We start from the raw sequence: 25,528 nt of genomic DNA on the forward strand, positions 1-25,528 counted from the left end.
CTTCGTCAACTCACGAAGGCGCTCAGGCCGTCGGTCACGGCACGTCCGACGATGAGGGTCTGGATCTCGCGCGTGCCCTCGTACGAGTAGATGGCCTCGGCGTCGGCGACGAACCGGCCGATCTTGTAGTCGAGGATGATGCCGTTGCCGGCCAGCAGTTCGCGTGCCCATCCCACGGTCTCCCGCATCCGCACGGTGCAGTAGGCCTTCGCCAGCGAGGACTGCTCGTCCCGGTACACCCCGGAGTCCTGCAGCTGGGCCAGCCGCGTCACCATCCCGCACGACGCCGTGGCATTGCCGAGCATCTTCACCAGGAGGTCCTGCATCAGCTGGAAGCCTCCGATGGGCCGCCCGAACTGCTCCCGCTGCTTGGCGTACTCCAACGCGATCTCGTAGGCGCCGAACATGATGCCCACCGCCTGCCACGCCACCCCGCTGCGGGTCCGGCGCAGGATCTCCGCGGTGTCCTTGAACGAGTGGGCGTTCTGCAGCCGGTCGGTCTCGGGAACTCGGCAGCCGTCGAGCACGATGTCGGCGTTCTGCACGATCCGCAGCGCCATCTTGTTCTCGATCTTCGTCGCGGTGAACCCGGGGGTGTCCTTCTCCACGACGAAGCCCAGCACGTGACGGGTCTCGACGTCGCGGGCCCAGATGACGACCAGGTCGGCGAACGTCGCGTTGCCGATCCAGCGCTTCGCGCCGTCGAGGATCCATCCGTCGCCGTCCCGGCGGGCGGTCGTCTGCAGCCCGCCGGCCACGTCGGAGCCGCCGTGCGGCTCGGTCAACCCGAAGGCGCCGATCTTCTCGAAGCGGCTCATCGCCGGCAGCCACCGCCGCCGCTGTTCCTCGGAGCCGCAGGCGAGGATGGTGCCCATGGCCAGACCCGTGTGCACGCCGAAGAACGTCGCCACCGAGGCGTCGGCATGGGCGAGCTCCAAGGCCATGAGACCCGCGAAGAGGTTGCTCGGCCTGGATTCCGTCGAGTCCGGGTCGGCCCAGTCCACAAGCCCGAGCCTCCCGAAGCCTTCGACCAACTGGAAGGGGAACTCGGCCCGGGCCCAGTGGTCGTCGACGATCGGGGCGACCTGCGTGCGGAGGAACTCGCGGACGGACTCGACCTTCTCCCGTTCCCGGTCCGACAGCAGTTCCTCGTAGGCGTAGAAGTCTGCGGGCAGCAGCCCTTTGCCCAGGTAGGGACCGGACGGTGCCGGCAAGGTCGTGGTGCCGCTCATGGCAATCTCCCTCAAGCGCTGTGGGGCCTGGCCCGCGAGATCCGCGCCCGCCGGCGCTTTCAGCCCCCGGCTTTTCGGATCCGAGCGCGATTAAACGCGGATCCGGAGCGGCGCCCCCGGATCCGCGGCGCCCAGGGTGGTGGTGTCGCCGCGGACCACCCGAGTGGCCCGTCGCCGACGGCGCGGGAGAGGCGGGGCGGGATGCGGGAACCGCCGGAGCGTCATGTCGGGTGGTGGTGCGCAGGAGCCGCTGCGTGGCGCTTCGGCACAGCGCCTGCCGGGCCAGGCGCAGTGGACCGCACGTGCGCCTGCACCGCGTAGCCACCCGTGAGGACCAGGGGGTACGGACTGCCGATGGTGAGGACGTCCGCCGGCAGCCGGAACGGGTCCCTGCCGGAGGCCGCCCCGCCGACGCGCCGGGCAACGCCGTCGGGTTAGTCTGTCCCCCGTACCGGACACGGGGTGCCCCGCCGAGGGCTGAGATCACACCCGTCGAACCTGAACCAGTTCGTACTGGCGGAGGGATGTCTCCATGCCATTGGCGCATGTTCCCGGCGGTCTGCCCGCCGACAGCCGACAGACCGTCTTCGACGGGCGCATGCCGGCGGCCGCCGGCGATCTCCGGATCGAAGCGCACGGCATACGGCCGGTCCCCGAGAGCAACCGCTACGGCGGCCCGGGGCGCCTGTTCACCGTGTGGTTCGCCCCCAACCTCACCATGACCGGCGTGTTCACCGGCACCATCGGCATCGTCCTGGGGCTGGACTTCGCCACCGCGCTCACCGCCGTGGTGCTCGGCACCGTGATCGGGGCGATACCCACCGCCTACCTGGGCACCTGGGGGAGCCGGACCGGCGCCGGGCAGCTGCCGCTGGCCCGGCTCGCCTTCGGCCGGGCCGTCGCGCTGCCCGGCGTCCTGCAGTGGCTGTCCTCGGTCGCCTGGGACGCGCTGATCGGACTCTTCGGCGGGGACGCGCTGGCGCGGCTGTGCGGCGTGCCCTTCTGGCTCGGGGTCCTGATCATGATGCTCGGCCAAGGCGCTCTCGGCGTCCTGGGCTACGAGGCCATCCACCGGCTCCAGATCGTCATGACCTTCGTGCTCGCCGTCGCCTTCGCCCTGATCGCCTGGAAGTTGCTCGACGGGGTCGACCCCGCGGTCACCGGCTCCGCCCACGGCGCCGACCGGGGCGGGGCGTTCGTCCTGACCAGCACCATCGCGCTGAGCCTGTCCCTGTCCTGGGCCCCCTACGCCAGCGACTTCAGCCGCTACCTGCCACGGAGCACCTCGCGCTCGCGCATGTTCTGGTTCACCCTGGCGGGCCTGGTGGTGTCCTTCGTGGCCGTCCAGGTCCTCGGGCTGTGGGGCGCGTCCGTCCTGACCGACCAGACCGCCGCAGGTGTGGCCGATCTGCTGGGCGGCGGGCCGCTGGGGGCGTTCGGACTGCTCGCCGTGGCCCTGGCGGCCCTGTGCAGCAACGCCATGAACGACTACAGCGGATCCCTGGCCCTGCAGACCGTCGGCGTGCGCGTTCCCCGCCCGGCGGCGGCCGCCTTCGCTGCCGTGCTCGGCTTCCCCCTGGTGCTGTGGATGCACGCCGCCGACACCACCGCCCGCTTCCAGAACGTGCTGCTGTTCGTCGGTTACTGGATCCCCGGCTTCGTGGCGATCGTCATCGTCGACTGGCTGGCCCGGGCACGGGCACGGGCGGGCGCGGAGATCGACCTCGCCGCCGAGACCGACCGGCCGCAGCCCGGCCTGCCCGCCGTGGTCGCGTTCGTGGCCGCCTTCGCCGCGGCCGTGCCGTTCATGGACACCACGCTGTACGTCGGCCCGGTGGCCGAGGCCCTGCACGGCGCGGACCTGTCGTACTACGTGGCCTTCCTCGTGGCCCTCGCGGTGTACACCCCGCTGCGGCTCCGCCGGCGCTCGCGTCCCTGAGCCGCCGCGTCCCGAACCGCCGACCATCGCAGGCGCCCGCACACGTCCGTCCCCCAAGGAGCGACACCGCATGCCCCCGACTTCCGCCGATCACACCGCCTTCGCCGCGCAGGCGCTCACGCGCGTACGGGCCCACTCCCCGCTGGTCCAGTGCCTGACCAACTCGGTGGTGACGGGGTTCACCGCCAACGTCCTGCTGGCGCTGGGCGCCTCACCCGCCATGGTCGACATCCCGGGGGAGGCCGGACCGTTCGCCCAGGTCGCCTCGGGGGTCCTGGTCAACCTCGGCACCCCGCACGCCGAGCAGCGCACCGCCATGGTCGAGGCCGCGCAGGCGGCTGCCCCGGCCGGCACTCCTTGGGTGCTCGACCCGGTGGCGGTCGGCGCGCTGCCCGTGCGCACCGCGCTGGCACGCGAGCTCCTCGCACTGCGGCCGACGGTCGTACGGGGCAACGCCTCGGAGATCATCGCGCTGGCGGGAGCGGGCGGCGGCGGCCGCGGAGTGGATTCCTCCGACGGCGTCGAGGCGGCGGAGGAGACGGCACTGCGCCTGGCCGCCGCGACCGGCGGCGTGGTCGCCGTCTCCGGACCCGTGGACTTCATCACCGACGGGGTGCGTACGGCCCGCATCGCCAACGGAGACGCCCTGCTCACCCGGGTGACCGGCGGGGGCTGCGCGCTGGGCGCGGTGATGGCCGCCTACGCGGCGGTGGACGAGGACCGGTTCGCCTCGACGGTGGCGGCGGTCACCGCCTACACGGTCGCCGCCGAACTGGCCGCGAAGAGGGCTTCCGGTCCCGGCAGTTTCGCCGTGGAGTTCCTGGACGCGCTCGCCGCGCTGCGGGAGTCCGACATCGCCGAGCGGGCGGCCGTGTCGTGACGGTGATGCCGGTCGATCTGTCGGTCTACCTGGTCACGGACGCGGACCAGTGCCGGGCCCGGGGCCGCGGTGTGGCCGAGACCGTCGCCCAGGCGGTGGCGGGCGGCGTCACCGCGGTGCAGATCCGCGAGAAGCAGGCCGACGGCGGTGCCTTCCTGCGCACGGTCTCGGAGGTGGCCGGGGTCCTCCCGGAGGGCGTGGCGTTGATCGTCAACGACCGGGTGGACGTGTTCCTGGCCGCCCGCGCCGGGGGCATCCGCGTGTCGGGCGTCCACATCGGGCAGTCGGACCTGCCTCCGGGCGCCGTCCGCGAACTGATCGGACCGCACGCGGTCCTGGGCCTCAGCGCCGCCACCCCCGGGGAACTGCGCGCTGCCGCCCAGGATCCGGCACGCGTCCACCACGTCGGCATCGGCGCGCTGCACGCGACCCGGACCAAGACGGACGCCCCGCCCTCGCTCGGCCTTGACGGCTTCGCCCGGCTCGCCCGGCTCAGCGCGCTGCCCGCCGTGGCCATCGGCGGCGTGACCCCGGCCGACCTTCCGCGACTGCGGGAGGCCGGGGCCGCGGGCGCGGCCGTCGTGTCCGGCATCTGCGCCGCCGAGGACCCCCGTGCCGCGGCCCGCGTGTATGCCCTGGCCTGGGGCCGTGTGCCGACCCGGAACGGGGAGATGAACCCCGCCTGACGGTGTGTGTGCGGAGGTGGGGCGCGCGCAGTACCGTCCCGGCGCCCGCCAACAGGTGTCCGCGCAAGCTCAAGAGGCGCTCAAGAGGAGAGACAGGATGCGGGGGCGAAGCTACGCTGCGGATCACGTAGCCGTTGAACCCGGGGGAGAGCAGCTGTGGTCGAACTTGCGATTTTCCTGCTCCTGCTCGCATCCTTCGCGACCTTTCTGACCGTCAAGCTGCTGCGCCGCAGCAACCGCCGCACGGAGACCGCCGACGGCCTGCGCATCGAGCAGGCCCGCCGCGAGCAGGCCCACAGCGACCGGATGACGTTCAACTCGTTGGCCACGCACGGCAACCCGTTCGGCTCGTTCAACCCGTGACCGGCGGGCCCGCTCACGCCTCCGGCGAGCTGCGCCCGTCTGCGTCAGACGTCCAGGCCGCCCAGGGCCGCGCGGACCAGGGGCACCAGATCGTCCAGGTCGGCGGCCGCGAGCTCGTCGAGCGTTCCGGCGCCACGGGCCAGCAGCACCCCGATGAAGGCCGCGGCCGCAACCTCGGCCCGCAGTTGGGGCCGGTCCAGTCCGTCGCGGGTGAACCGCTCGCGCAGTGGGTCGACCACGCGCAGGTACAGCTGGGCGCGGGCGGCGTCCTGCACGGCGTCGTCGTCGTGGGCGTGGACGGCCGACCGGAAGACGGGGCCGGTGCCGCGCTGGTCCCCGCGGTCGAACAGTGCGCGCAGACGTTCGGGTGCGAGCAGGTCCGGTGGGGTCGCGTCGCCCAGTTCGGCGCGCAGCACGGCGGTGTACAGGCCGCTCTTGTTGTTGAAGTACCGGGCGATCAGCGCCGGGTCGACGCCCGCCCGCTCCCCGATGTCGCGGATGGTGGTGCGGTCGAAGCCCCGCTCGCTGAAGAGCTCGCTCGCCGCTTGGAACAGCCTTTCGCGGCTGCGGGTGGAGTCGCGCTTGCGCGACGGGGTGTCCTCGTTCATCGTGTCGCCTCCTGCCGCGCCGATGCTCCACCTTGCGTCACGGCGGCCGCGCCCGGTGCGGGAACCGCGACCGCAGCGCGCCGGTGCCGCGGCGGCAGGACGGCGGTGACCAGGATCATGGCGACCCACACCCCGCAGGCCAGGAGCGCGGCCGTCCGGTAGCCGTCACCCGTGGGCAGCGCGCTGCCGGCGGCGGTGTGGGCCTGCAGGATCGTGGCGCTCAGCACGCTTCCGGTGGAGTAGCCGACGTAGCGCAGCACCTGGTTGAAGCTCATCGCACTGCCCGTCTCGTGTGCGGGTACGGAACCCACGATCATGCCGGGCATGACGGCGAACATCCAGCCGACCCCGAAGCCGGCCACCGTCATGATGACGAACAGCTCCCACAGCTGTCCGCGGGCCAGGGCGAAGGCCAGCACGGCGGCCAGGGAGACCGCGCCCCCGAGCGACAGCACCACTGCGGTGGGCGCCCGCCGGGCCAGCAGCGGCACCACCCGGCCGGCGGCCATGCTGGCGAGGGAGAAGGGCAGCAGCACCAGCCCGGTGACGGCCACCGAGGCGCCGAAGCCGTAACCCGCCTCGCGCGGCGTCTGCACGAACCGGGTGACCAGCGACAGCAGCAGGTACATCCCGAGGCCGGCCACCAGCGCGGTCACGTTCGCGGTGAGCACCGTTCGGTCCCTGGTCAGCCGCAGGTCGACCAGGGGCCGTGCGGTCCGCAGCTCGTGCACGACCCACAGTGCGAGCAGCAGGACGCTGCCCACGACCAGGACGAGCAGCCGCGCGGAGTCCCAGCCCCAGAGTTCGGCCTCGCTCAGGGCGAGCAGCAGTCCCGCGAGTCCGGTGCCGAGCAGCACCGCACCCGGAACGTCCAGTCGCGGGGCGGCGCGGCGCGGGGACGGCGGCAGGACCAGGACGGCTGCCACCAGCGCGGCGGCGCTGACCGCCGCCCCGAACCAGAACCCGGCGTACAGCCCGTAGGACTGCGCGATCAACCCGGTGACCGGGTATCCCAGGCCGACGCCGGCGACGGTGGTGATCGACAGCAGGGCCACCGCGGGGCGCGACCGTTCCGGCGGCAGGGCGTCGCGGGCGGTGGCGATCGCCAGCGGGGTGAGGCCCAGCCCGAGGCCCTGCAGCGCGCGCCCGGTCACCAGACAGCCGATGCCCAGCGGCAGCGCCGCCAGGACGCAACCGGTGAGCACCGCGACCAGGGCCCCGAGGATCACCGGGCGACGGCGCGGCCCGTCCCCCAGCCGACCCATCACCGGTGTGACCACGGCACCCACGAGCAGCGTGACGGTCAGCGACCACTGGGCGTCGTTCAGGGAGACGTGCTCCTCGGCGGCGATGGTCGGCACCAGCGGCGCGCCGAGGCTGCTGACCACGGCGACCAGCATGCCGAGCGAGACCAGCACGGGAACCAGCGCTCGCTGCCGCGGGGTTCGGGGCTCCGCTATCGCGGGATTCTCCACGACTCTCCTTGATGTCATCATGCGATGTCTTCAGCTGAAGTCATCGCATGATGACATTATTCCCGGCATCCCCCCGGCACCTCCCCTGCGGGGTTGGGGCGGGCCGGGTCTCCGTCGAGGAGCCGCGGCGCAAGCACGCCGACGCGTGCTCCGGCCGATCTGCGACAAACCCGTCAATCAGGAATGCGGTGCGGCCTGAGATTCCCCCGGATCGCCCCTGCGAGCTGATGACGGGTCAGTAAAGGGGATGGGTGGAAGCCGCCGCCCAAGATGCGGTCCGCAATTCCACCGGACGCTGGGGAAGGCGGCATTGGGGCGTGCCGCAGGCGGGCTCTGCGGATGCGGCGGGTCACGTCGGGACATATCCGGCGGACGAACCCATCGCGCCGACGAGTTGTCAGCGAATGGGCTGCTGACCAGCGCAAATGCCGTCCGGGAACCTTGATCCATTCTCCGGGGCGCTGGCGTCTTTCCGTCGCGTGTCGTATTCACGCCCTCGATACGTGCAGTGACCACTCACGAGTAACAGAAGCCCAATGTTCACGCAGCGAACACGCTACAACACCAATTCCCCTCCAAAACGCCCAACAATCGCAGCAGTCGTGCACGTGCAGCATTCGCGCGATGACTTTGGGTCACCATCGGCGCCGATTGTTCCTTGTTGACATGAACAGAGCGGAACTCGCTAATGGGCTCCGGTGAACGCTCGGACGTTCGCCGTCGCCCGGGAGCCGTAGACGGCTCCATCCCTGCACGCACGCATGGGAGTCACGTTGCGCAGACCAGCGAGAACCTCCAACCCCCTCCGCCGGACGGTGACCAGAGGACTGGCCGTGCTCGGCGCCGCCGCCATGGCGGTGCTCGGAGTACAAGCACCGGCATTAGCCACAGGGGCCGCAGGCGCGAAGTCCGCCGCCTCGGCCTCCGACGGCCGCCCCTCCTTCGAACCCACCTGTGACGACGCCAAGCCCGGCCACTTCAGCTGCTTCGCCCTGCGCCGCACCGACGTGAAGCCGGTCAAGGGCCTGCTGCGGGCGGCCGACACCCCGGCCGGCTACGGCGCCGCCGATCTGCAGAGTGCCTACGACCTGCCCGCGGACGGGGGCGCCGGACAGACCGTCGCCATCGTGGACGCCTTCGACGACCCGACCGCCGAAGCGGACCTGGCCGTCTACCGGGCGCAGTTCGGGCTGCCGGCCTGCACCACGGACAACGGATGCTTCCGCAAGGTCGACCAGCGCGGCGGTACCGACTACCCCGTACCGGACCCCGGCTGGGCCGGTGAGATCTCGCTCGACCTCGACATGGTCTCCGCTATCGCGCCCAACGCGCACATCCTGCTCGTCGAGGCCGACGACAACAGCTTCGAGAGCCTGTCCGCCGCCGTCGACCAGGCGGTCGCGCTCGGTGCGAAGTACGTCTCCAACTCCTACGGCACCGACTACCGGGGCGGGAACGGCGAGGACCCGTCCGAGACCACGGAGCTGGACGCCCACTACAACCACCCCGGCGTCGCGATCACCGCGTCCACCGGTGACTACGGCTACGGCGTGAGCTACCCGGCCGCCTCGCAGTACGTGACCGCGGTCGGCGGCACCACGCTGACCCGCGCGCCGTCCACCCCCCGCGGATGGACCGAGGACGCCTGGAGCCTGGCGGGTTCCGGCTGCTCGCTCTACGAGCCCAAGCCCGCCTTCCAGCACGACACCGGCTGCGACAACCGCGCCCTCGCCGACGTCTCGGCCGTCGCGGAGGACGTGGCGGTCTACCAGACCTACGGCCACAACGGCTGGGCGGTCTACGGCGGCACCAGCGTCTCGGCCCCCATCATCGCCTCGGTGTACGCCGCCGCCGGCACCCCCGTCGCCGGCTCGTACCCGAACGCGTACCCGTACGAGGCCGGCACCGGACTCAACGACATCACCACCGGCAGCAACGGCAGTTGCTCCCCGTCGTACCTGTGCAACGGAGCCACCGGCTTCGACGGCCCGACCGGCCTCGGCACGCCGGCCGGCCTGAACGCGTTCCGCACCGGAGCGCACGGCGTGATCGCCGGAACCGTGACCGACAGCGCCACCGGCAACGCGGTCAGCGGTGCCACCGTCACGGCGGGCACCGGCATCGCCCACACCGACGCCTCCGGCGCCTACTCCCTGACCGTGCCCACCGGCACCTACGACGTCTCCGTCGAGGCGTTCGGCTACGCCGACGGCTCGGCCGACGGGACCGTGGTCGACGAGGACGCCACGGTCACCAAGAACTTCAGCCTCTCCCCGGTGCCCAGCCAGACGGTCGCCGGCAAGGTCACCGACGGCTCCGGCCACGGCTGGCCGCTCTACGCCAAGATCACCGCGGACGGCGTCCCCGGCATGGTGTGGACCGATCCCGCGACCGGTGCGTACAGCCTGGACCTGCCCCAGGGGCACTCCTACACCCTGCACGTCGCGTCGGCGACACCCGGCTACAAGACCGTCAGCAAGACGATCACCGTCGGCGACTCCGCGCAGACGGTGGGCATCGCGGTGCCGGTCGACTCCTGGACGGCGAACCCGCCCGGATACCGGGTCGACGTGACCGGCACCACCGAACCGTTCGACGCCACCGACGCCCCGCCCGCCGAGTGGACGGTGGACAACGCCAAGGACACCACGGGCGGCTGGCAGTTCGACGACCCGGGCAACCGCGGCAACCACACCGGCGGTGACGGCGCGTTCGCCGTCATCGACAGCGACCACTTCGGCGGCGGCGTCACCCAGGACACCTCGCTGGTCAGCCCGGTCTACGACTTCACCGGGAAGAACGACCCCGAGGTCGCCTTCGACACCGAGTACAAGCAGTACGGCGGCCAGTCCGCGGCCGTCGAGGCGACCGCTGACGGCGGCAAGACCTGGTCCAAGATCTGGTCGCCCGGCTCGGACGTCACCGGCGACCACATCGAGGCCTCGCTCTCCGACTTCGCCGGCAAGTCCGAGGTGCAGCTGCGCTTCCACTTCACCGGGAGCTTCGGCTGGTGGTGGGCCGTCGACAACGTTTTCATCGGCAACCGGCAGCTCACCCCCGTCCCCGCCGGCCTCGTCGTGGGCACCGTGACCGACGCCAACACCGGTAGCGGCATCGTCGGTGCCACCGTCACCAGCCAGGACAAGCCCACCGAGAAGACCACCACCGGGGCCACCCCCGACGACCCGAACCTCCCCGACGGCTACTACTCGTTCGTCTCGACCGCCTTCGGCAGCCACCCCTACACCGCGGCCAAGGCGAAGTACACCTCGCTGACCAAGACCGCCAAGGCAGGGGCCGACAGCGCCGTCCAGGCGGACTTCAAGCTCAAGGCCGGTCAGGTCGCGATCACCCCGGCCTCCGTCTCCGCCTCCGTCGCCTGGGGCGGGGCCAAGACGCAGAAGCTGACCGTCAGGAACACCGGCGGCGCCGCCGCCACGGTCAAGCTCGGCGAACAGGCCGGCGGCTTCACCCAGCAGGCCAAGGGCGCCGCGCTGCAGACCGTCAAGGGCAACTTCAACCCGCTGTCCAGCAACGCCCGGGCACCGGCCGACAACGCCAAGCCCGCCGTTGTGGCCCCGGCCGACGACACCTGGCAGACGGCCCCGGACCTGCCGACCGCCCTCATGGACAACGCGGTCGACACCCATGACGGCAAGGTCTACTCGGCCTTCGGGTACAACGGATCGACCGACGTCAAGGACCTGTACGTCCTCGACCCGGTCGCCGGCAGCTGGACCAAGCTGGCGAGCGCGTCCGACACCCGTGAGGACCCTGCCCACGGGTTCATCGACGGCAAGCTCTACGCCGTCGGCGGCTGGGGCCCGGCCGGCACCCCGGACGCCAAGCTGGAGATCTACGACCCCGCGTCGGACAGCTGGACCACCGGCGCGTCCGCGCCCAAGCCGTACGCCGGCTCCGGCACGGCCGTCCTGGACGGCAAGCTCTACATGATCGGCGGCTGCGGCGCCGACTTCTGCGGCACGACCGACGCCAGCGTCTACGACGCGGGCTCCGACAGCTGGTCCCAGATCGCGGCCTACCCCGAGCCCATCTCGTGGGAGGCGTGCGGCGCCATCGACGGCCAGATCTACTGCGCCGGTGGTCTGGGCGCCAGCGAGAACGACGTCATCCACACCTACGCCTACGACCCGGGTGCCGACAGCTGGTCGCAGCTCGCGGACGTCCCGGCCCCGCAGTGGGGTACCCACTACTCCGCGGCCAACGGGCGCCTGCTGCTGGTCGGCGGAATCGGCAACAACGCCCTCACCAACCGGAGCCAGGCCTTCGACCCGAAGTCCGGCACCTGGGGCGCCCTGCCCAACGCCAACGTCGCCACCTACCGCGGCGGCGGCGCGCCCGGCTTCTACAAGGTCGGCGGCGGCAACGCCCCCGGCAGGCCGATCGGCAAGGTCGAGGTGCTGCCCGGCTACGACCAGGGCGGGGCGAGCGACGTCGACTGGCTGAGCACCAGCGTCCAGGAGCTCACCCTGCAGCCCGGGGCGAGCACGACCGTCACCGTCTCGCTGGACGCCACGGCTCCCTCCGTGACCCAGCCCGGTGACCTCACCGCCGGCCTGAGCGTGGGCACCGACACGCCGTACGCGGTGCCGCGCATCCCGGTCAGCCTGCACGTCGACCCGCCCAAGACCTGGGGGAAGATCACCGGTCTCGTCCTGGGCAACAAGGCCACCGGCGGCACCGCACCCCTGGCCGGCGCGACCGTGCAGATCGACAGCTGGGCCTCGTCCTACACGCTCACCACGTCCGCCGACGGTACGTACGGACTGTGGCTCGACGTCCGCAACAACCCGCTCACCGTCATCGTCGCCAAGGACGGCTACCAGCCGACCGTCACGACGGTGAAGCTGAAGAAGGGAGCGACGGTCACCGCCAACTTCACCCTCAAGCGCAAGTAACCGGGCAAGCGCCGGGAACGGCGCCGACGGCCCGCGCAACGGGCCGTCGGCGCACCCCGGACGTGACCTCGGGCACGAAGGCGGCCGGCCCCCTCCAGGGGCCGGCCTCGCCCGTGCTCCGGGGGCTCCCCGGTGGTGGGGCGCGGCGGCGCCGACTCCACCGACCGCGGGGGGCGCGGCATCGCGGTACACACGGGTCCGGCCCCTGCCACATGATGTGGCAGGGGCCGGATGTCGTAGCGGGGGCGGGATTTGAACCACGCGACCTCTGGGTTATGAGCCCAGCGAGCTACCGAGCTGCTCCACCCCGCGTCGGTGAGTCCACTATACGTCACTCGGGCGGGCGGGACGGACATTTACCGGCGCGGGCCCGGGAGGCGTCCGTACGGCGCGCATGATGCGGCGGCCGCGCCGACGACCGGGGGGTGGGATGGTCGCGGCGCGGCCGTACTGAGTCGGCTGCCCCGCGCGGCCGCAGCCATGCATCCGCCGCCTGACCGCACCGATGGCCGGGCGCCGTGCTCGGGGATACGGCGCCCGGCCTGTCGACGGGAGGAACCCGTCGCGGCTACGGCGAGCGTCCCGCCACGGCCCTCGGGGCGATGGCGCGGCGCGCCCAAGGGATCGGACGGATCGTCCGGGTGGACCATGGCGACGGCCGTGCGCAGCCCACCTCGGACTGCGCACCGCCGCCGCTCTTCCAGGGAGGCCGTGGCCGCTATACCCGTTTCAAGGTGACGTCGTGGGTGACGGTGGCTCCCTTCTTGAGCCGCACGGTGGCCACGGTCGGCCGGTAGCCGTCCTTGGCGACGATGACGGTCAGCGGATTGTTACGGCTGTCGAGCCACAGCCCGAAGGTGCCGTCCGCGCGCGTCGTCAGCGTGTAGGAGCCGGCCCAGCTGTCGATCTGCACGGTCGCGCCCGCCAGGGGAGCCGTGCCTCCTGCCGGGGTCGCCCCGAGGATCGTTCCGCTGATGTCGCCCCACGTCCTGGGCGGGTCGACGTGCAGGGACACGGGGATGTCGGGCAGCGCGTAGGGGGTGTCGGTGAACAGTGCCAGCCGGGCGCCGTAGTCGCCGGGCTGCGCGACCTCCAGTTCCGCGGTGTCGAAGGTGAGCGTGAGGACCGTCTTCTGACCGGGGGACAGGGTGACCTTCTTGGCGGACTCGCCGAGCCAGGTGACCTCCGACAGTCCCGCCTGGTCGTAGCCGGGCAGGAGCTCGACGGTGGCGGTGGGGGAGAGCTCGTAGGCGTCGACGGTGCCGCCGACCTTGTAGAAGCCCGTCGCGCCGCCGCTTCTGAACGTGCCGGTGTTGGCGTTGGGCAGGGCGCTCCACGTGCCGGTCGCGGGGTCGAGGACGAAGCCCTGGTTCGTCAGCTGACTGTCGTCGGTCACTCCGCTGGAGATCAGCAGCAGTCCGTTCGCCGCGGTGTACGCCGCCCCCCACAGCGGGCTCGGCATGTCGGGCAGGTCCGACCACTTGTCGGTGGCGGGGTTGTAGACGTACGCGGAGGAGACGGCGACGGCGCCTCCGCTCTCCCCGCCCGCGCAGTAGATCCTGGTTCCGATGGCGGCGCAGGACTGCCAGGCGATGGGCTCCGGATACGGGGCGATCTCGGACCAGCGGTCGTCCTGGGGATCGTAGACGGAGGCGTCGGTCGTGCCGCAGCTCGTGGCCGCGCAACCGCCGATCGTGTACAGCTTTCCGTCCAGGACCGTGCTGCCCGATCCGGCGTAGGCCTTGGGCGCCTTCGCGCCGCTGGTCCAGGTGTTGCGGACGGGGTCGTAGATGTCCAGGCCCGGGTCGATGCCGCCCGTGCTGCTGCCCCAGCCGCCCGCGGCGTAGAACTTGCCGTCGATGAAGCCGTGCGCGGGTGCGCGGCGCGGGTGCGGGGACGAGGTGAGCCGGGTCCAGGTTCCCGTGTCCGGGGTGAGACGGTACAGGTCGCCGGTGTCGTCCTCCCCGTCGTACCCGTAGGCCGAGTAGACCTTGCCGTCGTAGGTGTCGACGACGTTGTCCATGATGGCCGTGGGCAGGTCGGCGACGGGCTTCCAGGCGTCACCCGAGGGCCCGGCCGCGGTGGAGGCGGCCGCACGCCCGGCGGTCCGCGTGGTGCGGCCGTCGATCTGCGCGGAGTGCCCGTCGGCGCCGGAGGACGGGAGCAGACGCCGGTTGACGCGATGGAGAGGTGCACCCTCGTCGGTGCCGCCGGAGCCCGCCCGTTCCGCCAGCGTCAAGGTGGCCTGTGCGCCACCGGTGTTGGTGATGGTCAGTTTGCGCGTCGCGCTCTTGCCCAGGACCGCGGTGGCCTCGATCGGGTCGGTCGTCAGGGACAGTTGACCCGCCGCGAGCTTCCACGACGAGGTGACGACGGTGTCGGCGCGTGCCGCGACCGTCTTGGTCCGCTCGGTGTAGCGCGGCGTCGATGCCGTGAGGGCGTGCTCGCCCGGCGGCGCGGTGAGCGTGAAGAAGCCGTCGCCGAGGTTCGGGTCGTCGGGTGTCGCCGCCGTGATCGCGCTCAGGCCGGGCCGGTCCCGGTCGGTGACGGTGGCGGATGCCAGCCCCGTGCCGGTGTTGGCGTCGGTGACGGTTCCGGTGATGAGGCCGGACGGGGTGGGGGTGAGTTCCCGGCCGCCGATGAAGACGTTGTCCACGGCCCACCACAGGGCGTAGGAGGCGGTGTAGTGGAACCGCAGCCGGACCGAGGGCTTGCCCGCGTACGCGGCCAGGGGCACCTCGAGGCGTGTCGGGCCGGCCGCGTCGTTGGTGAGGGACCGGATGTTCTTCCAGGTCAGGCCGTTGTCGATGCTGGCGTCGAGGTCGGCGGTCTGACCGAAGAAGGGCATGAGGTCGGTGTCGAAGGCCAGCTCGGGGACCGCGACGTCGGTGAAGTCGAACCGCGGACTGACCAGGCTGGAGTCCTGGACGGCCGGAAAGCCGTAGTGGTCGCTGTCGACCACCGCGAAACCGCCGTCGCCGCCGGTGGTGTTGGAACGCGATCCGGGATCGTCGAACGCCCAGCCGCCCTGCGTTCCCTCGGCGTTGACCACCGACCAGCCCTCGGGCGCGGAGTCCGTCGAGGCGAACTCCTGTGTCGGGCCGGTCAGCTTCGGCGCGTAGGCGGGGGCGCCGGCCGACCAGACGTCGGCGGGTACCGGGATGTCGAGCTTCTGAGCCGTCGTGCCTGCCGGGAGGTGCCGGGTGACTTCCTCGTAGCCGGGGAGGGAGGCCGTGACGCGCAGGGTGTGCGCACGGTTCTGGGGGAGCTTGACGCTGTACGCGCCGGTCGCGGGGTTGGTCCACACCGGGCCGCCGGGCGAGCCGTCCACCACGATCTTGGCGTAGAGCGGCCAGCCGTGGCCGGAACCGTCGGTGACCTTCCCCGTGACCGTGCGGCTGGGCACCATCTGGAGTGCGTAGTCCCTCGTCAGGGCGGCCCCGTCGGTGATCGTGACGTCCGGTGTGGACACGGTCGCGTAGCCGAAGGCCTCGACGCCGATGTCGTAGGTTCCGGCCGGCAGGGACAGCGTGTAGGCCCCCGAGGCGTCGGAGTGGACCACCACGTCACCGCCCGAGATCGCCGCCCCGGCCACCGGCTTGCCTGTCCCGGAGTCGGTGACCGTCCCGGAGACCTCCCCGCGCGGTCCGCCGCGGAACGCGCCGAGGCCCCGGGGCGTGCCCAGTCCGGTCGGTCCGTCGTATCCCTGCCCCGCGGTGCACAGGTAGGCCGGGTCGCACTCGCCGTTGGACCCGCTGGTCACGTCGTTGAGGCCGCCGGCGGCGGCGTAGGGGTAGGAGTTGGGGTAGCTGTCGGCCGCCGGCGTTCCGGCGGCCGCGTAGACGCCGGCGATGATCGGCGTGGCCGCGCTGGTGCCTCCGTAGACCTGCCAGCCGGTCTGCCCGTAGGTCTGGTAGACCGCCACCCCGGTGGCGGGGTCGGCGACGGCCGAGACGTCCGCGACGGTGCGCCGCGGACAGCCGGTGTCCTTCTGGAAGGCTGGTTTCGCCTGGTAGGCCGAGCAGCCCGAGCCGGTGCCGCTGTTGCCGTTGCTCCAGACCGACTCCGACCATCCGCGGGGACTGCTCGGGTCACGGGCCAGGGAGGTGCCGCCGACCGAGGTGACGTAGGGGGAGGCGGCGGGATAGGGGACCCCGTAGTTCAGGTCTCCCGAGGCGACGACCATGGCGACACCGGGGTGGTCGTAGTGCGTGTCGGTGGTCTCGGCGGGGTCCTCACCGCCCCCGGGGTAGCTGTCGTAGTAGGAGCCGTAGGAGTTGGAGACGAACTTGGCGCCGAGCGCGACGGCCTGGTCGACGGCTGCGCCGAGGTTCTCGCGGTCTGCGCTGTCGGCCTCGACGAGCAGGATGTGCGCGTTCGGGGCCACGGCCGAGACCATGTCCAGGTCCAGCGATATCTCCCCGGCCCACTCGGGATCGGGCTGCGGGTAGTCGGTGCCGCCGCGCTGGTCGACCTTGCGGAAGCAGCCGTTGCCGGTGGTGCATTCCGGCAGCCCGTACTGCTGCCGGTACACCGCTAAGTCCTGCTCGGCGGTGGGGTCGTCGTACGCGGCGACCACGGCGACGGTCCGGCCGGCGCCGCCGTTGGACGGGAGGTCGTAGGCGCCTCGCAGATCGCCGGGCCCGTACCCGGCCGGTTCCGGCGACCGCCTGGCGGTCGCGAGGTCCGTGCGGCGCAGGGCGAAGCACGCGAACTCGTTCTTCTCGGGTGTGGAACAGGAGGGCTCCATGGACAGCCCGTTGTCCCTGCCGGTGCCCGCGACCTCGTGTGTCGTACCGGTCGGCGTCTGTGCGGCGGCCGATGCCTGCGTCCCCAGCAGGGTGAGCAGCGACAGGCTCAGTACCGTCAGGCCCGCGGTGAGTCTGTGCCGTCCGAAGCGCGTGAGCCTTCTTGATATGTACAAGTAAGTGATCCCATCTGGCCGGTGACGCACGATCAGCTGCTGGCGATGCCGAATGAATCCATTCACTGCGGGGCCATTAGACATCGTTTCTGCTGGCCGGGTGGCTCGTTGAGCGGATCTTGGCGGAGCGGTCGGCAGAGTCGCGGCAGCCGCCTGGAGCCGGGCCCGGACCCCGGGCGGCGGCCGACGCGCATACGGATGCCGATCCCGCGGTGCGTCGGGATGGGGGAGAGGCATCGCGGGTCCGGCATCGCACCCCAACGGACTGAAATATCCCTCACAGGATGATTCGAGACTTCTGTCCGAATGAACCGCGTGAGAACTCGGAAAATTCTCGGCGGGATGTGCATCCCTTTGCGCCCCTCGGGAGTCCTATGGGCTGGCGGCTTCGTCATGCCGTCAACCCATAGGAACATTTGGGGTATACACTTTGAAAAACGGCATAAAGATCACATCCCGCGTGTCTGCGGTGACCATCACTGCGGGAGCAGTGTTGTCCGCCGCAGCACTCACCGTCCCGGCCCAGGCCGCGACGCTCACGGTGCCCACGATCACCGCCAAGGGCGGCTTCGTGATGAACAACGGGACGGGTAAGGTCCTCTACTCGAAGGCCGCCGACACCCGCCGTTCCACCGGCTCCACCACCAAGATCATGACCGCTCGTGTCGTGCTGGCCCAGTCGAATCTGAACCTTGACGCCAAGGTCACGATTCAGAAGGCGTACAGCGACTACATTGTCTCCAAGGGCGCCTCCTCGGCGCACCTGATCGTCGGCGACAAGGTGACGGTCCGCCAGCTCCTGTACGGGCTGATGCTCCCGTCCGGGTGCGACGCGGCCTACGCTCTCGCCGACAAGTTCGGCAGCGGCTCCACGCGGGCCGCACGGGTCAAGTCGTTCATCGGCAAGATGAACTCGACGGCCAAGAGCCTGGGTCTGAAGAACACCCACTTCGACTCGTTCGACGGCATCGGGAACGGGGGGAACTACTCGACTCCCCGCGACCTGACCAAGCTCGCCAGCAGCGCGATGAAGTACTCCACCTTCCGCACCGTCGTGAAGACGACGGCGACCAAGCAGAAGGTGACCACGAAGAGCGGTGGCTACCGCTACATGTCGTGGACCAACACCAACACGCTGCTGAAGAGCTACTCCGGAACCATCGGTGTCAAGACCGGTTCCGGCGCGGTTGCCAAGTACTGCCTGGTCTTCGCCGCGACCCGGAACGGCAAGACGGTCATCGGGACCGTTCTCGCCTCCACCTCGGCGACCAGCCGTGCCTCGGACGCGACGAAGCTCATGAACTACGGCTTCAAGAAGTAGGCAAGCCCACCATGGCGAAGGGTGTGCCCACGACCGCACGGTCGTGGGCACACCCTTCGTCGTTCGCCATCGGACGCCTCTCCTGCCGGTGACGGCCGACCGTCTACCAGCGGTGCCAGACCGTTTTGGGTGCGTTGTCGCGCGTGTTGGAGTGGTCGTCCCCCGAGACGAAGAACAGGGCCCAGGACACGACGCGGTCGCCGACGCGCTGGGCTCCGAGTTCGAGTTGGAAGCCGTCGCAGGAGAAGTCCCCTGTGGGGCTGTAACACACGCCGGTGTCGTGCTTGGTCGCGTGGGCTTCCATCTCCTGTGCGAGCTGCGACGGGACGCGGCCGATGAGCCGGATTCCCTCGCAGGTCACCTGCGGACCGACGCGTCCGTCGACCTGGACGTAGGCCAGCTCTCCGTCCGCGTAGAAGTAGCACTCCACCGCCGCCTGGCCCAGGGGGGTGCCTTCCTTGGCGAAGCGCACGCGGTCCCAACCCGTGCTGCACCCGTCGGACTTGGCGGTGAAGCCGTGCGCGGCCAGAGCCGCGGTGACCTCTTCCCGGCGCATGTCCATGCGCAGCGGCCCCAGGATCCGCCCGGGGCGGTAGAGCCACTGATCCCGTTCCGTGTCCGGGAGCACCGGCCACATGTCCGTATCCATCGCACGATGATCACTCACCCGGCTCGCGACCCGCGGATCAGGGGTCGGTGAGACGGCCGGCCGCAATTCCGATCCCGTTGTGCGGGGTGGTCACCCGCAGGTGAATCAAACATCACGGGTGCAGAATTGACGCGATTTTGTCCAGCGGTAACGACCGAGCCCGGCGGCGCACGGAACCGGGAAGGGTGGGGATATTGGCGAATACCCCGGTACGTCGCGCCATTGGGGCCAGTCAGGCGCAAGCAGGGCACACGGGCTCCGCGGCGGCATAAGGGCGGCAGACCGGGAATCGGGCGATGCGTGCGTCAACCACCGTCATGGTGCGACCTGTCGCGCATGGCGCCATTGATCCACACCCGCTCTCCGGAATCCGGACACATTCGCGTCGAGCGCACCGGAGAACGCGAAATGGCGGCCCGTTTCTGCCTTTTCGGCGTTGACACGGATGCGTGATCTCTCCGCTAATGGACTCCCGGCGACCGCAGAAGTTCGCTGTCGAACCTTCATATGTCGGCGTTTCATGGGATCACTGGGGAGTCGGACGTTGCACGTAGCACACATATCCGGTCCACCGCTCCGGCGGCGGATGTCCACCTGGTCGGCGGTGATCGTCACCGCCGCGCTGGCCGTCCTGGGCATCCAGACACCGTCCCAGGCCGCGGCGCCCTCCGCCGCGACCGCCACAGCGTCCGCTGCCGCGGGCGGTGACGCACCCTACGAAGCGGCGTGCGGCGCCGCCAAGAAGGGCGAGGCCACCTGCTACGCCCTGCGCCGCACCGATGTGAAGCCGTCCAAGGGCCTGCGGACCACCGCGGCGCCGGGCGGGTTCGGACCGGCCGACCTGCGTTCGGCCTACAACCTCCCGGCGGCCGGCGGAGCGGGGCAGACGATCGCCGTCGTCGACGCCTTCGACGACCCGACCGCCGAGGACGACCTGGCGGTCTACCGCGAGCAGTACGGCCTGCCCGCCTGCACCGCCGACAACGGTTGCTTCACGAAGGTCGACCAGCGCGGCGGCACAGATTACCCGCAGCCCGACCCGGACTGGGCCGGAGAGATCTCCCTCGACCTCGACATGGTCTCGGCGATCGCCCCCGAAGCCCACATCCTGCTCGTCGAGGCAGACACCCCGAGCTTCGAGGACCTCGGCGCCGCCGTCGACACGGCGGTCGCGCTCGGCGCCAAGTTCGTCTCCAACTCCTACGGCACCGACTACCGCTTCGGCAGCGGTGAGGACCCCTACCAGACGACGGTGCTGGACGCCCATTACAACCACCCCGGCGTCGCGATGGTCGCATCCTCCGGCGACTTCGGTTACGGCGTCTCCTACCCGGCCGCGTCGTCCTACGTGACCGCGGTGGGCGGCACCTCCCTGACCGCCGACAGCGGGAGCAGCCGCGGCTGGTCCGAGACCGTCTGGGACGGCGCGGGGTCCGGGTGCTCGCTCTACGTGCCCAAGCCCGCCTTCCAGCAGGACAGCGGGTGCGCCAACCGCGCCGTCGCGGACGTCGCCGCGGTGGCCGACCCCGCCACCCCGGTCGCGGTCTACCAGACCTACGGTGGCGGCGGCTGGGCGCAGTTCGGCGGAACCAGCGCCGGCTCGCCGATCATCGCCGCCGTCTACGCCAACGCCGGCACCCCCGTAGCGGGCACGTACCCCAACTCCTACCCCTACGCGGCGGACGCCGGGTTCCACGACGTCACCGCCGGCAGCAACGGCACCTGCTCCCCGGCCTACCTGTGCTCCGGCGCCGCCGGATACGACGGCCCGACGGGCCTCGGCACCCCCGACGGCCTGCGGGCCTTCCGCACCGGCCCGCACGGGACGCTGGCCGGCACGGTGACCGACCAGGTCACCGGCAAGCCCCTCGCCGGTGCCACCGTCAGCGCGGGAACCGACAACGTCACGCGCACCGGGGCCGACGGCGGCTACACCCTCGGCCTCCCGGTGGGCGGCTACGACGTCACCGTCGAGGCCTACGGCTACGCCGGCAGCACCACCAAGGACGTCGACGTCACCGAAGGCGGCACCGTCACGCGGGACTTCGCGCTGAAGCCGGTCCCCAGTCAGACCGTCTCCGGCAAGGTCACCGACGGCTCCGGTCACGGCTGGCCGCTGTACGCCAAGATCACCGTGGACGGCGTCCCCGGCGGCCCGGTGTGGACCGACCCGGCCACCGGCGCCTTCACCCTCAGCCTTCCCGAGGGCCACGACTACACCCTCCACGCCGACGCGTCACTCCCCGGCTACACGACGGCGACCAGGTCCCTCACCGTCACCGACGCGCCGCAGTCCCTCGACCTGTCCCTGCGGGCCGACTCCTGGAAGGCCACCGCACCCGGCTACGCCGTGCATCTGGACGGCGCCACCGAGCACTTCGCGTCCACCGACTCCGCCCCGCAGGGCTGGCGCGTCGTCAACGCCGACGGCAGTGAGGGCGGCTGGACCTTCGACGACCCGGGAGGCCGTGGCAACCAGACCGGCGGCGACGGAGCCTTCGCCATCGCCGACAACCCCACGATCGGTTCGCCCTACGACACACAGCTGATCAGCCCCGCCTACGACCTGACCGACGCGTCCGATCCCGAATTGGCCTTCGACGCCATGTACTGGGTTTCCGACGGGAGCGCGGTCTCGGTCGACGCCAGTTCCGACGACGGCGCCACATGGAAGTCCCTGTGGTCGGCGACGGCAGGCTTCGCGGACCACGCCAAGGTCGAGATCCCGCTCGACGACTTCGCCGGCAAGCGGGACGTCCGTGTGCGCTTCCACTTCGTCACCGAGTTCGCCTGGTGGTGGGGCCTCGACGACGTCTTCGTCGGCGATCGCGGTTACACGGCAACTCCCGGCGGCCTGGTCACCGGTACCGTGACCGACGCCAACACCGGCAAGGGCCTGGTCGGCGCCGGCGTCACCGTCAAGGGCGAGCCGGGGGCGACCGCGACGAGCGTGGCCACCCCCGAGGACCCCGCGCTCGGTGACGGGCTGTACCTCATGTTCTCGCCAGGACTCGGAAAGCACGAGGTCAGCGCGGCAAGGCCGCGCTACACAGAGCTGGCCAAGGACGTCAACATCGCGGCCGACAGCGCCGTCACGGCCTCCTACAAGCTCAAGGCCGGGCAACTGACCGTGACTCCGGACTCCGTCGGCGCCAACCTCGCCTGGGGCAAGTCCGCCACGCGGAACATGACGGTCGAGAACACCGGGGGCGCGCCCGTCACCGTGACGGTGGGCGAACGGGCCGGCGGCTTCCGGTCCCAGGCCCTCGGCAGCGGCGCGCCCCTCCAGACCGTCAAGGGGCACTTCTCCCCGCACGCGAGCAAGAAGGGTTCGACCCCGACCGGGGCGAAGCTCGCCGCGGCGCCGTCCGGCGGCGCCTGGCAGACCGGCCCCAACCTCCCGGAGACCGTCCTCGGCAACGCGGTCGGCACCTACGAGGGCAAGGTCTACTCCGCCTTCGGCTACACCGGCTTCGACGTCACCAACGCGATGTACGTCCTGGACCCCGTCGTCGGCAGCTGGAGCCAGGTGGCCAGTGCGGCCGACCGCCGGGAGGCGCCCTCGGGGCAGTTCGTCGACGGCAGGTTCTACACCGTCGGGGGCTGGCTCCCGGACAACACCACCGACCCCAAGCTGGAGATCTACGACCCCGTCGCCGACCGCTGGAGCACCGGCGCACCGACGCCCGCGGCCTACGCGGGGCAGGGCAACGCGGCTCTCGACGGCAAGCTCTACACCGTCGGCGGCTGCGACGACCGCTGCGGCACCGCCGAGGCGTACGCCTACGACCCCGACACCGACACCTGGTCCCGGATCGCCGACTACCCGGAGCGGGTCGCCTGGGAATCGTGCGGCGGCGTCAACGGCAAGCTCTACTGCGCCGGCGGTGACGCGGACTCCCTCGGCGAGAGCAAGCACGCCTACGTCTACGACCCGGCCGCCGACACCTGGACCTCGCTTCCCGACCTGCCGATCCCGCTGTGGAGTTCCTCGTCCACCGCGGCGAACGACCAGCTCGTGATCTCCAGCGGCATCAGCCACGAGGCCCTCACCAACCAAGGCTTCGCCTACGACCCGCAGGCCGGCGCCTGGACCGCCCTGCCCAACGCAGACGTGGCCACCTACCGCGGCGGCGCCGCCCTCGGCCTGTACAAGATCGGCGGCGGCAGCGAGCCGTACACCCCGAGCAACACCGTGGAGCTCCTGCCCGGATACGACCAGGGCGGCACGAGCGACGTCCCGTGGCTGAGGACGAGCACCCAGCACTTCACCCTGCAGCCCGGTGCGAGCACCACCGTCATCGTCACACTGGACGCCTCGGTGCCCGAGGTCGCGCAGCCGGGCGACTTCACCGCGCAGCTGGCGCTGGACAACGACAGCCCGTACGGGATGCGGAAGGTCCCGGTGTCCCTGCACGTCGACCCGCCGAAGACCTGGGGCAAGATCACCGGAACCGTCCGCGGCATCCAGAGCGACGGCACCACCAAGCCGCTGGCCGGCGCCACCGTCGAGATCGGCAGCTGGGCGGCGGACTACTCGCTCAGGACGGCCGCCGACGGCACCTACTCCCTGTGGCTGGACTCCCGCAACAACCCGCTGGAGGTCATCGTGGCCAAGGACGGCTACCGGCCGGTGGCCACCACGGTGAAGATCAAGAAGGGGGCGACGGTCACCAGCGACTTCACGCTGAAGAAGCAGTAACCCCCGATCCGGCGGAAGCGGACGCGGGCCGGCCCCTCGGGACCGGCCCGCGCCCGTCCGGTGGTGGGTCAGAGCCGCCAGCGGCGGATCTGGTCGGCGCAGGCGTAGACGTCCGCGCGCCCTGCACGGACCTGCTTCGCCAGGTCGCTGAGCGCCCCGTACGGTGCATCGACCACCTGGCCGCACGCCGCCATGTAGGCCACCGCGACGAGCGCCCCGTACATGGCGTTGCGGGCGGGCAGCGGGCGGACCGAAACGATCTCGTGGAAGAGGGCTGCCGCACGCCAGGCTGCGTCTACGGTGTAATCCAGCTTCGGGGCGTTGACCCGGTGCCGGGCGACCGCCGCGACCAGGCCGGAGAAGTCGTGGACCGACGGCTCCTTCTGCAGCACCTCGGCCTGGCGTTCCAGCAGCCAGCGGATGTCGACCTGCAGCTCCACCTCAGGCGGCCCGTCCGGTGGCGCTGTCCGGCTCCTCTTCCGGGAACGCCTCGGCAAACTCCGCGGCATGCCTGGCCAGGAACGCGGCGGCCGTGACGGCCCCGTCGTCGAGGCGGGGGTCGCGCTCGGCAGCCTGCGTGATCAGAGCGGTCACCGTGGTGCCCTCGGCCTCGGCGCGTGCGACGAGACGGGCATGAACGGCGTCATCGAGCCGGATGTTGATCTGCTTCGCCATGCCCCCAGTGTATAGCAGACTGCTATACACTGGGATGCGGCGCCAGGCGCTACCCCGATCGCGAGGTTCGTGACAAGCCCGAGGCCGGAGCGACGGCGAACGCTGGTGCCGACGCCGGCTCGCCCGGGTGCGCGCCACGGCGCGCGGTGCTCGCTCTCAGGGGCCCAGGGCGAGGCCGACGATGTCGAAGGCGCGACGTACGGAGCGGTTCCAGACCACGGCCGCCACCGCGATGGCGGTGCACGCCATGACGATCGGCTCAGCGCCGTCGGACAACCCCAGCCGGGAGACGCCGATCACGCCACCGATCGTGAGGACGGCCCACACGACGGTACGGATCCACTCCCGGTCAGGCCCCGCCACGGCGCCCTGCAACTGGCTCTCGTCCAGAAGCGCGCCCACCCGGGCTTGGCAGTAGCGATCCGCGATGGTCAGAAGGAGTCCGCCGAGCTCCTCCAGCGCCGGGCGCGGATCGCTGTCGAGACGGGCTTCGCAGGCGCGCAGCGCGGCAATCACCCGGCGCTCGTGCGCCTTGAGCGTCCTGCGGCGGTGCGAGAGCAAGGAGACGGAGCGCCGTTGCCTGTGAGCGGCGGATATGCCACGACTGACGGCTCCGATCCGGCGGGAGACCTTGCGAAGTTCCGGTGCCAGCCTCTCGCCGCCCGCCCTGTGCGCCTCCGCGCAGGCCGTGATGGCCTCGGCGATCTCCATGACCAGTGCGTACCGGCGTGCGCCGAAGACCACCCCTACCTGCCGGAAGGACAAGCGGGCCTGCGGTGCCTCGCGCCCGCCGAGGGAACTGCGAAGGGTCATCACCGGAATCGCGACGGCACCGAAGACCAGCGCGACCACTGCCCAGGGGGTCTGTGCCATGGATACGCCGTCGGCGGTCATGTAGTCGACGGAGACGAAGACCGCGCCCGTCGCTGCGCAAAGGAGGATGCAGGTCAACAAGATGCGAAGGTGACGCCTGCGACGGATGGCAACGCGGACCCGGGCCGGAACGCGGCCGGGAATCGCCAGACGCTTCAGGGAATCCTCGAGTTCGGCCAGATTCTCGTCACCCCACACAAGCCTGGATCATGGCACGGGACGGGTCGCCCGGGAGCCCTTTTCCCGTGCCAGGTGCGGCTCGCGATGTCACCTCCCCGAGAG

Annotated in this window: 15 protein-coding genes, 1 tRNA gene, 1 pseudogene and 1 riboswitch; of the genes and pseudogenes, 7 read left to right on the forward strand and 10 right to left on the reverse strand. The window is 71.1% G+C overall.

Translation table 11 applies throughout. The features are described 5' to 3' along the window. Positions 1–5: 5 nt before the first annotated feature. Positions 6–1,232 carry an acyl-CoA dehydrogenase family protein gene (locus ACFV3E_RS22965; protein WP_500536310.1) on the reverse strand — a complete coding sequence of 409 codons (1,227 nt, stop codon included), beginning with the start codon at positions 1,230–1,232 and terminating at the stop codon, positions 6–8. Between the two features lie 302 nt (positions 1,233–1,534). Next, positions 1,535–1,609, reverse strand: a pseudogene (locus ACFV3E_RS22970) (nucleotidyl transferase AbiEii/AbiGii toxin family protein); the annotation flags it as partial. 71 nt (positions 1,610–1,680) lie between these two features. Then, positions 1,681–1,774, forward strand: a riboswitch (TPP riboswitch). Between ACFV3E_RS22970 and ACFV3E_RS22975 the strand changes: the two are divergent. The 4 genes from ACFV3E_RS22975 to ACFV3E_RS22990 all read left to right on the forward strand — a co-directional run bounded on the left by ACFV3E_RS22975 (position 1,765) and on the right by ACFV3E_RS22990 (position 5,100). Beyond that, positions 1,765–3,171, forward strand: coding sequence for a purine-cytosine permease family protein (locus ACFV3E_RS22975; RefSeq protein WP_500536311.1), 1,407 nt, complete (start codon positions 1,765–1,767; stop codon positions 3,169–3,171). (Overlaps the previous riboswitch by 10 nt.) A gap of 70 nt (positions 3,172–3,241) precedes the next feature. Then, positions 3,242–4,051, forward strand: a complete 810-nt coding sequence (gene thiM, locus ACFV3E_RS22980; RefSeq protein ID WP_500536312.1) for a hydroxyethylthiazole kinase — start codon at positions 3,242–3,244, stop codon at positions 4,049–4,051. A 5-nt stretch (positions 4,052–4,056) separates the two neighbouring features. After that, a complete protein-coding gene (gene thiE, locus ACFV3E_RS22985) occupies positions 4,057–4,737 on the forward strand; it encodes a thiamine phosphate synthase (RefSeq protein ID WP_500536313.1) in 681 nt (226 codons plus the stop codon). A 156-nt stretch (positions 4,738–4,893) separates the two neighbouring features. Then, positions 4,894–5,100, forward strand: coding sequence for a hypothetical protein (locus ACFV3E_RS22990; protein WP_500536314.1), 207 nt, complete (start codon positions 4,894–4,896; stop codon positions 5,098–5,100). 44 nt (positions 5,101–5,144) lie between these two features. Here ACFV3E_RS22990 and ACFV3E_RS22995 read toward each other — a convergent pair whose 3' ends face one another. Together ACFV3E_RS22995 and ACFV3E_RS23000 are read right to left on the reverse strand one after the other, a co-directional pair. Then, a complete protein-coding gene (locus ACFV3E_RS22995) occupies positions 5,145–5,708 on the reverse strand; it encodes a TetR/AcrR family transcriptional regulator (protein WP_500536315.1) in 564 nt (187 codons plus the stop codon). Beyond that, a complete protein-coding gene (locus ACFV3E_RS23000) occupies positions 5,705–7,183 on the reverse strand; it encodes an MFS transporter (RefSeq protein ID WP_500536316.1) in 1,479 nt (492 codons plus the stop codon). Before ACFV3E_RS23000 ends, ACFV3E_RS22995 begins: the two co-directional genes overlap by 4 nt. Before the next feature lie 851 nt (positions 7,184–8,034). Between ACFV3E_RS23000 and ACFV3E_RS23005 the strand changes: the two genes are divergently transcribed. Beyond that, positions 8,035–12,102 carry a Kelch repeat-containing protein gene (locus tag ACFV3E_RS23005; RefSeq protein WP_500536371.1) on the forward strand — a complete coding sequence of 1,356 codons (4,068 nt, stop codon included), beginning with the start codon at positions 8,035–8,037 and terminating at the stop codon, positions 12,100–12,102. A 237-nt stretch (positions 12,103–12,339) separates the two neighbouring features. On the opposite strand, the gene ACFV3E_RS23010 is transcribed toward ACFV3E_RS23005, so the two are convergent. After that, positions 12,340–12,414, reverse strand: a tRNA-Met gene (locus ACFV3E_RS23010). Between the two features lie 406 nt (positions 12,415–12,820). Beyond that, positions 12,821–17,026 carry a carboxypeptidase regulatory-like domain-containing protein gene (locus tag ACFV3E_RS23015; protein ID WP_500536317.1) on the reverse strand — a complete coding sequence of 1,402 codons (4,206 nt, stop codon included), beginning with the start codon at positions 17,024–17,026 and terminating at the stop codon, positions 12,821–12,823. 430 nt (positions 17,027–17,456) lie between these two features. Here ACFV3E_RS23015 and ACFV3E_RS23020 point away from each other — a divergent pair, with 430 nt between their 5' ends. Next, complete coding sequence (locus tag ACFV3E_RS23020; protein WP_500536318.1) at positions 17,457–18,347, forward strand: D-alanyl-D-alanine carboxypeptidase family protein; 891 nt, start codon at positions 17,457–17,459, stop codon at positions 18,345–18,347. Between the two features lie 103 nt (positions 18,348–18,450). On the opposite strand, the gene ACFV3E_RS23025 is transcribed toward ACFV3E_RS23020, so the two are convergent. After that, the gene (locus ACFV3E_RS23025) at positions 18,451–18,996 is read right to left on the reverse strand and encodes a hypothetical protein (protein WP_500536319.1); all 546 of its coding nucleotides are present in this window, start codon (positions 18,994–18,996) and stop codon (positions 18,451–18,453) included. 586 nt (positions 18,997–19,582) lie between these two features. Between ACFV3E_RS23025 and ACFV3E_RS23030 the strand changes: the two genes are divergently transcribed. Next, positions 19,583–23,698, forward strand: a complete 4,116-nt coding sequence (locus ACFV3E_RS23030; protein WP_500536320.1) for a carboxypeptidase regulatory-like domain-containing protein — start codon at positions 19,583–19,585, stop codon at positions 23,696–23,698. A gap of 68 nt (positions 23,699–23,766) precedes the next feature. Here the strand turns inward: ACFV3E_RS23030 and ACFV3E_RS23035 are convergent, their stop codons facing one another. The 3 genes from ACFV3E_RS23035 to ACFV3E_RS23045 form a co-directional block, all read right to left on the reverse strand. Further along, positions 23,767–24,138, reverse strand: a complete 372-nt coding sequence (locus tag ACFV3E_RS23035; RefSeq protein ID WP_500536321.1) for a toxin Doc — start codon at positions 24,136–24,138, stop codon at positions 23,767–23,769. Between the two features lies 1 nt (position 24,139). Then, positions 24,140–24,373, reverse strand: a complete 234-nt coding sequence (locus ACFV3E_RS23040; RefSeq protein WP_500536322.1) for a type II toxin-antitoxin system HicB family antitoxin — start codon at positions 24,371–24,373, stop codon at positions 24,140–24,142. Positions 24,374–24,529: 156 nt separating this feature from the next. Beyond that, positions 24,530–25,444, reverse strand: coding sequence for a hypothetical protein (locus ACFV3E_RS23045; RefSeq protein WP_500536323.1), 915 nt, complete (start codon positions 25,442–25,444; stop codon positions 24,530–24,532). Between the last annotated feature and the right edge of the window lie 84 nt (positions 25,445–25,528).

The organism is Streptomyces sp. NPDC059718 (assembly GCF_042733315.1).
Taxonomy (GTDB): Bacteria; Actinomycetota; Actinomycetes; order Streptomycetales; family Streptomycetaceae; genus Actinacidiphila.

Bases quoted from the DNA above. Each gene is read 5' to 3' on its own strand.
- ACFV3E_RS23025 (WP_500536319.1), bottom strand. From the start codon at position 18,996: ATGGATACGGACATGTGGCCGGTGCTCCCGGACACGGAACGGGATCAG.
- ACFV3E_RS23040 (WP_500536322.1), bottom strand. From the start codon at position 24,373: ATGGCGAAGCAGATCAACATCCGGCTCGATGACGCCGTTCATGCCCGT.
- ACFV3E_RS23030 (WP_500536320.1), top strand. From the start codon at position 19,583: ATGTCCACCTGGTCGGCGGTGATCGTCACCGCCGCGCTGGCCGTCCTG.
- ACFV3E_RS22995 (WP_500536315.1), bottom strand. From the start codon at position 5,708: ATGAACGAGGACACCCCGTCGCGCAAGCGCGACTCCACCCGCAGCCGC.
- thiM (WP_500536312.1), top strand. From the start codon at position 3,242: ATGCCCCCGACTTCCGCCGATCACACCGCCTTCGCCGCGCAGGCGCTC.
- ACFV3E_RS22965 (WP_500536310.1), bottom strand. From the start codon at position 1,232: ATGAGCGGCACCACGACCTTGCCGGCACCGTCCGGTCCCTACCTGGGC.
- thiE (WP_500536313.1), top strand. From the start codon at position 4,057: ATGCCGGTCGATCTGTCGGTCTACCTGGTCACGGACGCGGACCAGTGC.
- ACFV3E_RS22975 (WP_500536311.1), top strand. From the start codon at position 1,765: ATGCCATTGGCGCATGTTCCCGGCGGTCTGCCCGCCGACAGCCGACAG.
- ACFV3E_RS23005 (WP_500536371.1), top strand. From the start codon at position 8,035: ATGGCGGTGCTCGGAGTACAAGCACCGGCATTAGCCACAGGGGCCGCA.